This is a genomic window from Vibrio sonorensis, from assembly GCF_001854765.1.
Lineage (GTDB): Bacteria > Pseudomonadota > Gammaproteobacteria > Enterobacterales > Vibrionaceae > Vibrio > Vibrio sonorensis.
This window is the reverse complement of the sequence record NZ_LJJE01000027.1, coordinates 23987-37817: the sequence shown is the minus strand read 5'-3', so window position 1 is coordinate 37817 and position 13831 is coordinate 23987. Positions and strand designations below refer to the sequence as shown.

The following is a 13831-nucleotide window of genomic DNA, read 5'->3' as shown; positions in this document are numbered from 1 at the left end:
AGTTCTCTCAAGATTATTTCGATTTTTTATCAACAAGCTCTACTGCATGAGCAAGTGCGGTGCTAAAGCTCCCTGTATCTGCTTCCCCCGTTCCAGCCAAATCTAGCGCTGTACCGTGGTCAACAGATGTTCTGATAAACGGTAATCCCAGCGTAATATTCACTGAGCGGCCGAATCCTTTATATTTTAATACAGGAAGTACCTGATCGTGGTACATTCCGAGTACCGCGTCAGCTTCCTGTAGGTATTTTTCATTGAAAATGGTGTCTGCGGGTAAAGGGCCAATTAAGTCAAAGCCCTTTTCTTCTCTAATACGAGCTAGTGTCGGAGTAATGGTTTCTATCTCTTCCATACCCAAACAACCATCTTCTCCAGCGTGCGGATTTAGACCACACACATAGATTTTAGGCGAAGTTATACCAAATTTAACCACTAAATCTCGATGCAGTATCTCTACGATACTTTCTAGCCTCTCCGACGTAACAGCCTTAGAAACATACGCTAGAGGTATATGCGTGGTGACTAAGGCTACTCTTAGTCCTTCAGTAGCTAACATCATCACCACTAGAGGGGTGTTGGACTTTTCAGCAAAAAACTCCGTATGTCCACTGAAGGCAACACCAGCTCGGTTAATCACCCCTTTGTGCACTGGGCCGGTGACAATAGCATCAAACTCACCATTCATACAGCCTATCGCTGCTCTTTCTAGTGTTTTTAACACATAGTGGCTATTTGCTTCGTTGAGTTCCCCCGCTACTGCTGGTTCAACGAGTGGGATGTGGTCTATCAGTAGGGTGCCTTGTTGTTGGGGCTGCAAAGGAGTGTCCGGCTTGTATTGCTCCAATGAAACGACAATGCCGAGCTGCTTGGCACGCTCGGCAATCAAAGACTTATCTGCACAGACGACAATTTGATGAGGCCAGTTTTGCTCCGCAAGTGCGAGAACTAAATCTGGACCGATGCCTGCCGGCTCACCGGCAGTCACCACTATGCGTTTAGTTGACATCTGACTCCTCGTCTAAGACTTCTACGTAAGCTGCGGCACGGATCTCTTGCAGCCATGCACTCGCTTCTTCGTTGAACTTGCGATTAAAGAGTATTCTGTAAGCGCGATTTTTCATTGCTGAATCGGTTCGGTCTACTTCTCTGCGATCGATGACTTCGACAATGTGCCAACCGTGGACGGTTTTAAACGGCTCACTGATTTGACGCTTAGGTAGCGTATCAACTTGGTGTTTAAATTCTGGAACATAAAGATCAGAGGTCTGGTAGCCCAATTCTCCGTCTTGCGCGGCTGAACCTGGATCTTGGCTGTAACGCTGTGCCATTTCTCCAAAGGTGGCTTCGCCATCTTGAATGCGTTTGGTAATATCAAGCAGCTCTTTTTTAACGCCTTCATCACTGAGGATGACCGTTGGTTTAATCAAAATATGACGAGCATTGACTTCAGTGACTGCAATGGTATCAAGGCCTTTTACGTCAGTAATTTTAAGAATATGGAAACCAACACCACTGCGGAATGGGCCAATAACAGTGCCTTTTTGCTCTAGCTTAATTTGGTCTGCGAAGATCGTCGGCATCTCTTCTTTACGCATCCAGCCCCAATCACCGCCTTCTAACGCTTTTGGGCCTTTAGAGTAGGTGTAAGCCATTGTGGCAATGTCCGCTCCTTCACCTAACTTGCGAACTAAAAGGTTAGCCAACTTTTCAACTTCTGCTTTTTGTTCTTCATTCTCAACGCGCAATTGAATGTGCGAAACTTTGTATTGAACCGTTGCGCTTGTCTCTTGAGCCAAAACTTCAGCCAAGTTTTCCACTTCGGCTGGCAAAATATTGATTCGCTGGCGAACTAAGGCGTTACGCGCTTCACTGGCGGCGATTTCTCGACGAATTTGCTCGCGGAACTCTGCGTAACTTAGACCCTCCTGAGAGATGGTTTCACGCAGCTGTTCTATGCTCTTCTCGTTGTTCTTTGCGATCTCTTCTATAGCAGTGTTGAGCCTGTTATCGTCAATGCGAATTCCCAGACGTTCAGCTTCTTGTTGCTGAATAGTATCTACGATCAGTTTCTCTTTCACTTGCTGCTTGAGTACATCGTAACTCGGTAACTCTGCACCGTTCTTTTTTGCATTGAGCTTTAAAGTTGAGATAGCTGAATCAATGTCACTTTGAAGTACAACACCGCTGTTGACGATAACAGCGACTTTGTCCAAAGGTTTAGGTGCTGCAACTGCATAAAACGCTGATGTAATAGCGAGTAAACCCAAGATTAAATTTTTATACCAATTCATATCTTACCCTGTAAATAATTGCAGTCGTGCAATCAGTATTAATTAGTTGTTTAGGAAAAATGGACGGCCGTAACCCAAAGAGTTATCCGCATTATCTAACTCAGCCATGCTGAACCTGCCCCAATATTGGTACCAAACCCTATTATTCCGAAGTTTAAGCTAAAGTTGTTCTCGTATACCGGCACTGCGGAAGATGTATTAATATAATCACCCTCCCACTCTTTAAGCTGTTTGCTGTAGGTAAAGCCGATATACCAGCAATCGGAGGTGTAATTAAGAGCTGCTAACCACTCCAGTGCTTCATCTAATGTGTGGTCATAGAAGTACTGGCCCCTTGCATGCCATTTGTTAGTTAAACGATAAGAAGCCAAAATGCCAGACTGGGAAATACCTTCTTTCGTGATTGAACTGGTATCGAAGTTTACCGTCTCTTCAATATACTCTTTGGTCACATAGCGATAGTTAGCTTGGATATAGCCTCTATTAAACTTGTATTCAAGCGTACTGTTACCAAGTTGTAGATCACTACTATCTACATCGTACTGGACGCCACCGTGATAGAATAGATAGTCGTTAAAGTTGAAGTCCATCTCTACAGCCCACGCTGAGTAGTTGGTGTTCTCTTCTGACTTATCAAATTCAGATTGGCTCTTGTGTTTCTTGTCCAAGTAAAAAATTTGGCCAAATGAGATATTTAACCTTTCTTTGTACTCATCATCAAAAAATCGCGTTGAGGCGCCATAGCTAAACTGGTTCGCAGCGGCGATTCTATCTACCCCACTGTACTTGCGGCTCCTAAACAGTCCGTAATAATCAGATTGCAACAGAGTGGTGTCATACAGATAGATTTCGCTTTGATCTTTCTCTGGTACGTATAGGTACTGTACTTGAGGTTCAAGTGTCTGCCTGTAGTCACTAAAGATTACCGTGTCGCGCTCTAGTACTATGCCTGCGTGAGTTCTAAACTCGGGAATGACTCGGGAAGTGGTCTCTTGAAGATTAAAGTCATCATACGCCGAACTTGTAAGATCGATATTATCTAAATCTTGCTGATAGTAAGTACCCAGTAAACGAGTTTCTGTCGTCCAAGTTCCCCACGTGGAGCCAAGAGGAAGAGCTATCCCAGGCTCTACATGGACACGTGTTGCTGATGGTTTTTTGCCATCATCGGTGTCAAATACGGAGACGTGGCTTTTAACATCAAAATCTAAGTGGCTTAACACTCGTGGAGCGTAATAGTTAAACTCAAGCTGAGGTAATAAGCGATAAGGCATATTTCCGGCTTTGGTCAATACCTGAAAATCTCTCGTTAACAGCGAAGCGTCCCAAGAGTTTGCTCGGTAAGATACTTTTCCTTCCTGAACTAGCTGACCATCTTCTCGATTACCAATATTTGAGCTAACATCAGAAAAATACTCGACGTCACTAACTTTTGAGTAATCGACTTCAAACTTCCAGTTGTCTCTGTAAATACCGTCGTGCTGGTATTGCATACCCCAGCGCTTGCCTTTGTCAGTGTGCTTTTGATCGTCAACTAAATACTCGACATCTATAGACCCTTCGCCCAAAGCGGTTAGATATCTAAATTTATTGTCTACCTGCAGTCCGCGTTCTTGCATGTGCTTGAACGTGGTTTCGAGATCGTAATTTGGCGCTAAGTTCCAGTAAACGGGAACCTCAACTTGAAAACCGTCTCTAGTGCCATAGGAAACCGTGGGGTATAGAAAACCGGTTTTTCTGGTATCTCCAATTGGCACGACTAGGTAAGGTAGATAAAAAACAGGAATGTTTTGAATTTCAAAACGAGGGTTGTAGAGGGTCGCCTCTTCTTCGTTTTGATCGATTTCAATGCTGGTGGCACTCATACGCCACGCATTGTTGTCTTCGGGACAAGAAGTAATAGTACCGTCTTCGATCTCGTACATAGCTTTGCCTGTTTTCGCTATGTAAACCGCATCTCCTCGTCCAGGCGCACACAAAAACTCGTAGTCAGTGTTTTCTAACTGTACTTCTTCGGTTGTCATGTTGTGGGTGGCTTTATCGGAAACGGATTTAAGTTCCCCATCACTAAAGCGAACGTTGCCTTCTGCAACGGCAATGTTCTCTTCTTGGTGCATGGTCACAGTATCCGCTTCTAATCGCTTCTTGCCCTGTGTAACAATAACACTTCCGCTGTATGTCGCCTTATCACCATTGATGGCTTCTAGAGAGTCAGCCTCAACGTTAATCGGCAGTTGGTTCGGATTATCAGCGGTAGGCTCGTTAATCAAACATTGATCTATAGCGGGCAGTTCCTGCACACTATCGTCTAGGATGTTGTCTTTTAAAGCTTCTGCTTGAGTCTGAGGCACAAATAAAGCGGCACTAATTGAGGCAGCCAGCAAGGAGCGAGGAAAACGTGACATCGAGTTTTACTATCCTGTTTAACTTGATATATCCGGTCATGATAAAGACCAGAGCTTCTATAAAACGGCCTTTATCATAAATGAAATTAACCCTTACGGCACTATAAGACCGCAAGTGGATGTAAAAATTCATAGATTGAGAGCACATAATGCATATTTTTGGCAAAATTCTTGGCCTATTTTTTGGTTTTTTATTCGGAGGCCCACTGGGTGCCCTGTTTGGATTATTCCTTGGGCATCAGTTTGATAAAGCCCGTCGACTAAGTCAGGCTGGTTTTAATACTGGTACTTTTGGGGCTGGGCCAAGCCAAAGTGAAAAACAGGAAGAATTTTTTAAATCTGCGTTTGCAGTAATGGGGCATGTTGCTAAGGCAAAAGGGAAAGTCACCAAAGAAGAGATAGCTTTGGCCATCACTATGATGGATAGAATGAACCTTCATGGAGAGCAACGCAAAGCGGCGCAAGAGGCATTTCGCGAAGGAAAGAGTTCGGATTTTCCGTTGGATGAAATACTTGAACGGGTAAAAATTTCCACTGGTGGACGCTTTGATTTATTGCAGTTTTTCTTAGAACTGCAAATTTCTGCGGCCTTTGCCGATGGAGATATTCACCCAAGCGAAAGAAACGTATTGCACCGCATTGCGCGGGGGTTAGGTTTTTCTTCAGATCAGCTAGAGCAAAGGTTGAGAATGCAAGAAGCGGCCTTTCGCTTCCAGCGACAAGGTGGCTTTGGAGGTGCTTCCAGCCAACACCATTCTGGGTCACACCAGTCATCAGGGTGGCAGCAAGCAGCGCAAGGGAATCAGTTATCAGATGCCTATGAGGTACTGGGCGTTGAAGAAGGTGCAGATGGTAAGACGGTAAAGCGTGCTTATCGCAAACTTATGAATGAACACCACCCAGATAAACTGATGGCGAAAGGTCTACCGCCAGAGATGATGAACGTGGCAAAAGAAAAGTCACAAGAGATACAAAATGCATACGACCTAATTAAAAAGGTCAAAGGTTTTAAGTAAAAAAACGGCGAGCAGTTAGCTCGCCGTTATTCTTTTAAGCCTAGTCTATTTGCGAACCGCAATGGCTTCAATTTCAATACCTACATCTTTAGGTAAACGGGCCACTTCAACACAAGAGCGCGCAGGGTAGTTGGCTACTTGGTGCTCATCAAAGAACTTGCCATATACGTCGTTTACCGTGCCGAAGTCGTTGAGGTCTTTAACAAATACCGTCATTTTAACAATATCGGCAACCGTTAGACCGGAAGATTCAACCACCGCCTTTACATTTTCTAGAGACTGACGAGCTTGTTGAGCGATATCTTCAGAAACTTCACCAGTAGCAGGGTCGACAGGGATCTGGCCAGAGGTGAGTACCATGTTACCCAAGTCAACACCTTGAATATACGGGCCAATAGCAGCAGGAGCAGCATCAGTATGAAGGACTTTAGTCATTTTCAGTTCCATTGTTATTAGAGAGTTGAAGGGATCAGTGTGCCGATAAACTCGTGTGCCGTAAAGCAATAATCCACAGAGGTGCTAAGTATTCCAGACGCCGTAATGGGCGCCTGAAGTATCCATAAGCCGAGTCTAATTGTAACGGCGAAATGTCACTAACGCTCTGTCACTACTTCTCTAGAAAACACTTTTTCGCAATATTTACACTTGAGGCGAATATCATCATTTTTCTCAAACACTTTAAAGCTACTTTCTACTGGCTCATCATGAGTGATGCAGTTGGTGTTAGGACAAGCGAAGACATTGTTTACCTGATCAGGCAGTTCTAAAGGTAGCTTTTTAACTACCTTGTAGTCTTCGATTTGGTTTACCGTCGCATGTGGTGCATAAAGGGCAAGTTTGCTCGCTTGTTCTTCACTAATAAATACATTTTCTATTTTGAGAAGGTCTTTGTGGCCCAGTGCCGACGAAGGAAGATTTAACCCAATAGTCACTTTCTGCTCAGAGCGGTGCATATCAAAAAGTTTGAGGACTTTGATACCAATTTGAGCTGGGATGTGGTCGATTACCGTGCCGTTGCAGATGGCTTCTACTTGAAGTTGAGTTTCTTTTGACATCTTTTTTCTCTCCCAGTTACAGCGTTTCATTTAGAACTAATGCAAGCAAAGCTTCTCGTGCATAAACGCCGTTTTCTGCTTGCTCAAAGTAATAGGCATATGGGGTTTTATCGACATCCGTAGTAATTTCATCGACACGAGGCAGAGGGTGAAGCACCTTTAGGTTTTCTTTGGCGTCTTTTAGCAGGGCTGCAGTAAGTATGTATGCAGACTTAATATGCGCGTACTCAGACTCATCAAAACGCTCTTTTTGAACGCGCGTCATATACAGAATATCTAGGTGAGGAATCACCTCTTCCATATCAGTGTGCAAGCTATATTCGATGCCGGCCTCGTCGAGTTCTTCACAAATGTACTCGGGCATAGCGAGTGCTTCAGGGGCGATAAAGAAAAAACGCACTTTGGTAAACTTGGCTAAGGCTTGCGTTAGTGAGTGCACGGTTCTGCCGTATTTTAGGTCGCCGACAAACGCCACGTTAAGCTCATCCAAACGGCCTTGAGTTTCTGCGATAGAGAACAGATCCAGTAGGGTTTGAGTTGGGTGTTGATTAGCACCGTCACCCGCATTGATGACAGGAACGCCGTTAGAAAATTCGGAGGCAAGTCTTGCAGCCCCTTCTTGTGGGTGACGCATAACAAAGGCATCTACGTAAGAAGAGATGACTTGCACCGAATCCGCTAAAGTCTCACCTTTTTTGGCTAGCGACGTGTTACCGCCGCTGTCAAAGCCAATCACATCACCACCAATGCGTTGAATGGCGGTTTCAAATGAGAGACGAGTACGAGTAGAAGGTTCAAAGAAACAGCTGGCAACCACTTTGTTTTTAATCAGCTCTGGCTTTGGGGTAGATTTTAGTTCACCAGCGGTTTTGACAATAAGCTCCAGCTCTTGGCGTGAAAGCTCGGGTATAGAGATAATATGCTTTTTGTACAGCGTGTTCGTCATCATCATCTTCCTTAGCTGAGTATATTTAGGCCATAAAAAAGCCCCCCAAACTGGGAGGCCTTAAAATTGGTGGGAGATAGTAAAACAAAAGGCCAGTAAGCCAACGAGCTTACGAATGTAAAAGCGCAGATTGAGGCACAGTTTACAAGGCATTTATTACTATCTCCGGACAAATTGTCGAGCATTATACGCCGAAGAGTTGTGAGCGCAAGCGATTACCTCGCGCTTTTAATTGTCTAATTGTGTCGAGATTAATGACCCAAAGTGGCAACCATCACAGCCTTGATGGTATGCATCCGATTCTCAGCTTGATCAAAGACGATCGAATGGGGAGATTCGAACACTTCTTCAGTCACTTCCAAACCCTGCATACCATATTTCTCGGCAACTTCCGCGCCAATGGTAGTTTCTTCATTATGGAAGGCGGGCAAACAGTGCATAAACTTCACTTGCGGATTGTTTGTCTGTTTAATCACGTCCATATTTACTTGGTATGGCTTCATAATGGCGACGCGATCATCCCAAGCCTCTGGTGCTTCACCCATGGAAACCCAAACGTCCGTGTAAAGATAATCACAATTTTGCACACCCTCTGAGACATTTTCTGTCAAGGTAATCTTACCGCCAGACTCAGCGGCAAGTGCTTGACAGGTTTCGACCAGCTCTTGGTTTGGCCAGTAATCGCTAGGACCAACAAGTCTAATATCTAAACCCATAATGGCAGCACCGACCATCAGCGAGTTACCCATGTTATTTCTAGCGTCACCGAGGTAAGCAAATTTGATTTCGTGAAGCTGCTTACCCTTGCCGTGTTCAATCATGGTCAAAAAGTCAGCTAAAATCTGTGTCGGATGAAACTCGTCAGTTAACCCGTTCCAGACTGGGACATTAGCATGAGCGCCCAGTTCTTCGACGACCTCTTGCCCAAAGCCTCGATACTCAATTCCATCATACATACGGCCCAATACGCGAGCCGTGTCTTTCATCGACTCTTTGTGCCCAATCTGAGAACCGGAAGGACCGATATAAGACACCTGAGCACCTTGGTCAAAGGCTGCTACCTCGAAAGCACATCGGGTTCTAGTGGAAGACTTTTCAAAGATCAATGCGATGTTTTTTCCGATCAATCTTTTTTGTTCTGTTCCTGCATATTTTGCTTTTTTAAGATCAGCAGAGAGTGCTAATAGAAACTCAATTTCCTTGGCATTGAAATCAAGTAATTTGAGAAAGTTGCGATTGCGCAAATTGAAAGCCATGTTCCGAACCCTTGTTAGACAACGATAAGTTTTACTATGGATTCAGTAAAACATAAAAAACTACCCTTTGTGAATAATTATTTTTAAAAATAGGCGATATGTGAATTTTATCTCGCCATTTGTGATTATAAATTCTCTTCGGCAAATTCGGCGAGTCGACTTCTGACCACGCCATTGAGGTGTATGTTGGCGCTTCCTTCAAAGTTTTTAAATCGCTCTACCATGTAGGTCAGGCCCGAGGTTACAGGGGTTAGATAGTGGGAGTCGATTTGGGCGAGATTGCCCGAGCAGACAATTTTAGTGCCCTCTCCACAACGTGTGATAATGGTTTTGATTTGGGAAGCGGTTAAATTTTGGCATTCGTCGAGCAGTACAAATGCATTTTGAATCGAACGGCCACGCATAAAGTTAATCGATTTAAACTGGATATTAGCCTTGTCGCAGATGTATTTAAGCGAGCCCTCAGTACAATGGTCGTTTTTGTGCAAAGCCTCTAGTGTATCGGTGACTGCCGCTAACCAAGGCATCATCTTCTCTTCTTCCGTTCCGGGAAGGAAACCAATGGCTTCACCGATATCCGGTGTATTTCTGGTGACAATGATCTTGTCGAAAATGCCTTTTTCAATGGTTTGCTCTAAAGCCGAAGCCAGTGCAAGCAGTGTTTTACCACTACCGGCCGCCCCCGTTAAAATAACGAGATCAATATCAGGATCGAGCAGTGCATCCATCGCCATTCCCTGATAGATGTTTTTTGGGGTGATATCCCAAACCTTGCGACTGGTCAGACGCTCCCTGCTCAAATCTCGTATGGTGATCGTATCTGAATTGATCTCCTCGACTCTTGCGGCAAAGTCACTTTTTTCATCAATGATATATTGATTGATATAAGTGGGTTCAAAAGGCTCTCTATCAAGGGTGTGAAAAACTCTACCCAAGCGATTTTCTGTTTCAACTTGGTCAATATTACTCCAGAAGTCCCCTTCAATTTGTTGGAACCCTTTGGTGAGGTATTGGACATCGTCAATCAGTTGGTCGGTGCGATAATCTTCAACGAACCTGACACCTGCGCCCTTGGCTCTCAGACGCATATTGATATCTTTGGTGATCAATACCACTTCTCGTGGAGCGCGTTTATTCTGTAGGTACAAGACCGCGTTGAGTATTCGGTTGTCCCCCGCTTTATCGGCGAAGGCCTTGACGGTTTCTTGCAGCTCAAAGTCAGCGAGAATGGAAATATGTCCGGTAACTTCACTCTCCCTATTCATGGGGATGCCTTCGGTGATCTCGTCAGGTGTGGCATCTTTAAAGAGTGCTTCCAATGCTCGAATGGCTACGCGTGCATCCCGAGCAACGTCTCTTTTGCTGTCTTTAATCCTGTCGAGTTCTTCGAGTACTGTCATAGGTATGACAACATCGTGTTCTTGAAAAGAGTAGATGGCTAGAGGTTCGTGAAGAAGAATGTTGGTATCTAGAACAAAGAGTTTCCGATCTGAATCACCCATGAGCGTCTCCTCGCCGCAACGCGGCTGCTTAGCTGTCGTTGCTTGCTGAATGTAGCCTGCTACATCTCTCGGAGATCGCTGGGTTGACTACATTCGCAAACCCGGTTTGATCTTCTTACTGACGATGCATCTCTTGTGCCAACGGGATCTTGACGCAGAGAATACACCTTCAATTTCAGTATATGATCATACCTCTATAGGTGTGACACCTTTTTCTTACACTTTGATGTCAGCCAGAAGACGACGAAATATTTGTTCTCTTTTGAGGTCTTTGTGCGTGACCAAAATCACAGCTTAAAGTAGAATTGTCGGCCTTTTTTACAGTTAGAGCGCTTCCTGTTTCTATGGTGAGTTTTCTGTTTTCTAGCTGTGGAAGAACTAATATAAATAGACATTGAATTACATTGTTGAGGTAGTCGATTCATGACATTTGCTTTGGGCCAGCGCTGGATAAGCGATACAGAAAGCGATTTAGGTTTGGGAACGGTAGTGGCAATAGATGCACGGACAGTCACACTTATGTTTGCCGCTAGTGAAGAAAATCGCGTCTATGCCCGAAATGACGCCCCCGTTACGCGAGTGGTGTTCCATCAAGGAGATACCATCGAATGTCAACAGGGGTGGTCGCTAAAAGTAGAGCAAGTCGTTGAACAAGATAGCTTATTCTCTTATGTAGGAACGAGAGAGGATACTGGTGAGCAAGAAGTCGTGGTACGAGAGATAATGCTCAGCAATCAAATTCGTTTTAATAAGCCTCAAGACAAGTTGTTTGCGGGACAAATTGATCGCATGGACAATTTTGTGCTGCGTTACCGCGCGTTGAGTAATCAATATGAACAACACAAAAGCCCGATGCGCGGATTATGTGGCATGCGAGCAGGGCTTATTCCACATCAGCTATACGTAGCTCATGAAGTGGGACGACGCCATGCGCCTCGAGTTTTACTCGCCGATGAAGTCGGTTTGGGTAAGACCATTGAAGCTGGCATGATCATCCATCAGCAGGTTTTGGCAGGACGAGCAGAAAGAATCCTTATCGTCGTACCAGAGACACTTCAGCATCAATGGTTAGTAGAAATGATGCGCCGCTTTAATCTGCATTTTTCTATCTTTGACGAAGAGCGTTGTATCGAAGCTTATGCCGAATCAGATAATCCATTTGATACGCAGCAATACGTGCTTTGCTCCCTCGACTTCTTGCGAAAAAGCCGCCAGCGTTTTGAGCAGGCACTGGATTCCCAGTGGGACCTATTAGTGGTCGATGAAGCTCACCACTTGGAATGGAGTCCAGAAAAACCGAGTAGAGAGTACCAAGTCATAGAAGGTCTTGCTCAAGCCACGCCTGGTGTACTTCTACTTACCGCAACCCCAGAGCAGTTAGGTCGAGAAAGTCACTTTGCCCGCTTGAGACTACTCGATTCAGATCGATTTTTTGACTACCAAACTTTTGTCGAAGAAGAAGCGCAATATGCGCCTGTTGCTGATGCGGTTAGCGCACTGTTTTCTGGGAAAAAGCTTCCTAATGACGCAAAAAATCAAATTACAGAGCTGCTGTCAGAGCAAGATGTTGAACCCTTATTCCGCATTATTGAAAGCGATATTGACGATCAATCGAAAGCCTCTGCCAGACAAGAGTTGATCGATAACCTAATGGACCGACACGGTACGGGGCGAGTCTTGTTTAGAAACACTCGTGCTGCGGTAAAAGGCTTCCCTGTTCGCAACGTACATTTGTTGCCATTGGAGATCCCATCTCAGTACAGTACTTCCATGCGTGTTGCGGGCATGATAGGCGGACAGTCCACCTCCTTGGAAGAGAAGGCATTAAAAAACCTATATCCAGAAGAAGTTTTCCAAGAGTTTGAAGGCGATAGTTCAAGCTGGTGGCAGTTTGACAGCCGCGTCAATTGGCTAATCGAAAAAGTCAAAGAAAAGCGCAGTGAAAAGGTCTTAGTGATCGCATCGCGCGCGGGAACTGCACTTCAGCTAGAGCAAGCTTTGCGCGAGCGAGAAGGCATTCGTGCGACGGTTTTCCACGAGGGAATGTCGATTCTTGAGCGCGATAAAGCGGCGGCTTATTTTGCTCAAGAAGAAGGTGGCGCTCAGGTTCTTATCTGTAGTGAGATTGGCTCAGAAGGGCGCAACTTCCAGTTTGCGAATCAGCTAGTCATGTTTGACTTACCGTTTAACCCAGACTTGCTTGAACAACGCATCGGTCGTCTCGACAGAATCGGTCAGAGCCGAGATATCGATATTTACGTTCCTTATCTTCAAGGTAGTGCGCAAGCGACGCTTGCTCGTTGGTACCACGAAGGCCTAAACGCCTTCGCCGAGACTTGTCCAACAGGTCGAACTGTTTATGACCAGCATTCACAAGCTTTGGTCGAGATGCTCGCCAGTGGGGAGAACGACGGGCTAGATGAAATGATCGCAGAGTCAGAAAAATTGAATCTGTCGCTAAAAGCAGACTTGGAACAAGGTCGAGATCGCTTGTTAGAAATGCATTCAAACGGCGGTGAACGAGCGCAAAAAATAGTAGAAACAATTGCCAGTACGGATGGGGATACAAACCTAGTCACCTTCGCGCTTAACCTCTTTGATACCATAGGTCTTAATCAGGATGACAAAGGCGAAAATGCTTTGGTCGTGACGCCTTCTGAGCACATGATGGTGCCGAGTTATCCTGGATTGCCCTATGAAGGTGCGACCATTACTTTTGACCGAGACACAGCCCTATCTAGAGAAGATATGCATTTTATTAGCTGGGAGCACCCTATGATTCAAGGGGGCATCGATTTGCTAATGAGCGAGGGAGTGGGGACGACGGCGGTTTCTTTGCTAAAAAATAAAGCGCTCCCCGTAGGAACCATGCTGTTAGAACTTATCTACAAAGTAGACGCACAAGCTCCTAAGCGCAGTGGCATTGCTCGATTTTTACCTCAAACCCCGATTCGTCTGATGATGGATGGAAATGGTAATGACCTTTCGGAGCAAGTTGAGTTTGAAAGCTTTAACCGCCAATTGAGTCCCGTCGGCCGACATATTGCGACTAAGCTGGTTTCTTCGGTACAGGGTCAAGTACATCAGTTGATAGCCGCAGGTGAAAAGCTAGTGGTCAGCAAGGTGGAAAGTGTACGTGAGCAGGCCCAGAGGGACATGCAAAGTAGCCTAAATGCAGAGTTGGAAAGACTACAAGCGTTGAAAGCGGTCAACCCGAATATCCGCGAAGAAGAAATTGAAATGATAGATGAGCAAATAAAAGAGCTGACGGGTTACATTGGTCAGGCTCAATATCAGCTAGATTCATTGCGAATGATCGTGGTTTCTCATAACTAATGATATGGGCTGGCAACAGCCCTT

At 45.1% G+C, this 13831-nt stretch carries 9 protein-coding genes and 1 pseudogene; 2 read left to right on the top strand and 8 right to left on the bottom strand.

What is annotated here, in order from left to right; translation table 11 throughout:
- Positions 1–13 precede the first annotated feature (13 nt).
- The 3 genes and pseudogenes from pdxA to lptD all read right to left on the bottom strand — a co-directional run bounded on the left by pdxA (position 14) and on the right by lptD (position 4696).
- A complete protein-coding gene (gene pdxA / locus BLO31_RS05010) occupies positions 14–1006 on the bottom strand; it encodes a 4-hydroxythreonine-4-phosphate dehydrogenase PdxA (RefSeq protein ID WP_070963159.1) in 993 nt (330 codons plus the stop codon).
- Positions 996–2291 (bottom strand): peptidylprolyl isomerase SurA, encoded by a 1296-nt coding sequence (gene surA / locus BLO31_RS05005; RefSeq protein WP_070963158.1) that lies wholly within the window; start codon positions 2289–2291, stop codon positions 996–998. The genes pdxA and surA overlap by 11 nt, the downstream gene beginning before the upstream one ends.
- Positions 2292–2333: 42 nt before the next feature.
- Positions 2334–4696: pseudogene (lptD, locus tag BLO31_RS05000) on the bottom strand (LPS assembly protein LptD).
- Between the two features lie 149 nt (positions 4697–4845).
- Here lptD and djlA point away from each other — a divergent pair.
- Positions 4846–5712, top strand: coding sequence for a co-chaperone DjlA (gene djlA / locus BLO31_RS04995; RefSeq protein ID WP_070963157.1), 867 nt, complete (start codon positions 4846–4848; stop codon positions 5710–5712).
- Between the two features lie 45 nt (positions 5713–5757).
- On the opposite strand, the gene BLO31_RS04990 is transcribed toward djlA, so the two are convergent.
- The 5 genes from BLO31_RS04990 to BLO31_RS04970 form a co-directional block, all read right to left on the bottom strand.
- Complete coding sequence (locus BLO31_RS04990; RefSeq protein ID WP_070963156.1) at positions 5758–6147, bottom strand: RidA family protein; 390 nt, start codon at positions 6145–6147, stop codon at positions 5758–5760.
- 158 nt (positions 6148–6305) lie between these two features.
- A complete protein-coding gene (gene pyrI, locus BLO31_RS04985; RefSeq protein WP_070963155.1) occupies positions 6306–6767 on the bottom strand; it encodes an aspartate carbamoyltransferase regulatory subunit in 462 nt (153 codons plus the stop codon).
- Positions 6768–6783: 16 nt separating this feature from the next.
- Positions 6784–7713: an aspartate carbamoyltransferase gene (gene pyrB, locus BLO31_RS04980; RefSeq protein WP_070963154.1), complete on the bottom strand. Its 930-nt coding sequence runs from the start codon at positions 7711–7713 to the stop codon at positions 6784–6786.
- A gap of 251 nt (positions 7714–7964) precedes the next feature.
- Positions 7965–8969: an ornithine carbamoyltransferase gene (argF, locus tag BLO31_RS04975; protein WP_070963153.1), complete on the bottom strand. Its 1005-nt coding sequence runs from the start codon at positions 8967–8969 to the stop codon at positions 7965–7967.
- Positions 8970–9094: 125 nt separating this feature from the next.
- Positions 9095–10471 (bottom strand): PhoH family protein, encoded by a 1377-nt coding sequence (locus BLO31_RS04970; RefSeq protein WP_070963152.1) that lies wholly within the window; start codon positions 10469–10471, stop codon positions 9095–9097.
- A 423-nt stretch (positions 10472–10894) separates the two neighbouring features.
- Between BLO31_RS04970 and rapA the strand changes: the two genes are divergently transcribed.
- Positions 10895–13807, top strand: coding sequence for an RNA polymerase-associated protein RapA (rapA, locus tag BLO31_RS04965; RefSeq protein ID WP_070963151.1), 2913 nt, complete (start codon positions 10895–10897; stop codon positions 13805–13807).
- The last annotated feature ends 24 nt before the right edge of the window (positions 13808–13831 follow it).

Excerpts from the sequence above, each read along its gene's own strand:
- pdxA (WP_070963159.1), bottom strand. The coding sequence starts at position 1,006 with ATGTCAACTAAACGCATAGTGGTGACTGCCGGTGAGCCGGCAGGCATC.
- surA (WP_070963158.1), bottom strand. The coding sequence starts at position 2,291 with ATGAATTGGTATAAAAATTTAATCTTGGGTTTACTCGCTATTACATCA.
- djlA (WP_070963157.1), top strand. The coding sequence starts at position 4,846 with ATGCATATTTTTGGCAAAATTCTTGGCCTATTTTTTGGTTTTTTATTC.
- BLO31_RS04990 (WP_070963156.1), bottom strand. The coding sequence starts at position 6,147 with ATGACTAAAGTCCTTCATACTGATGCTGCTCCTGCTGCTATTGGCCCG.
- pyrI (WP_070963155.1), bottom strand. The coding sequence starts at position 6,767 with ATGTCAAAAGAAACTCAACTTCAAGTAGAAGCCATCTGCAACGGCACG.
- pyrB (WP_070963154.1), bottom strand. The coding sequence starts at position 7,713 with ATGACGAACACGCTGTACAAAAAGCATATTATCTCTATACCCGAGCTT.
- argF (WP_070963153.1), bottom strand. The coding sequence starts at position 8,969 with ATGGCTTTCAATTTGCGCAATCGCAACTTTCTCAAATTACTTGATTTC.
- BLO31_RS04970 (WP_070963152.1), bottom strand. The coding sequence starts at position 10,471 with ATGGGTGATTCAGATCGGAAACTCTTTGTTCTAGATACCAACATTCTT.
- rapA (WP_070963151.1), top strand. The coding sequence starts at position 10,895 with ATGACATTTGCTTTGGGCCAGCGCTGGATAAGCGATACAGAAAGCGAT.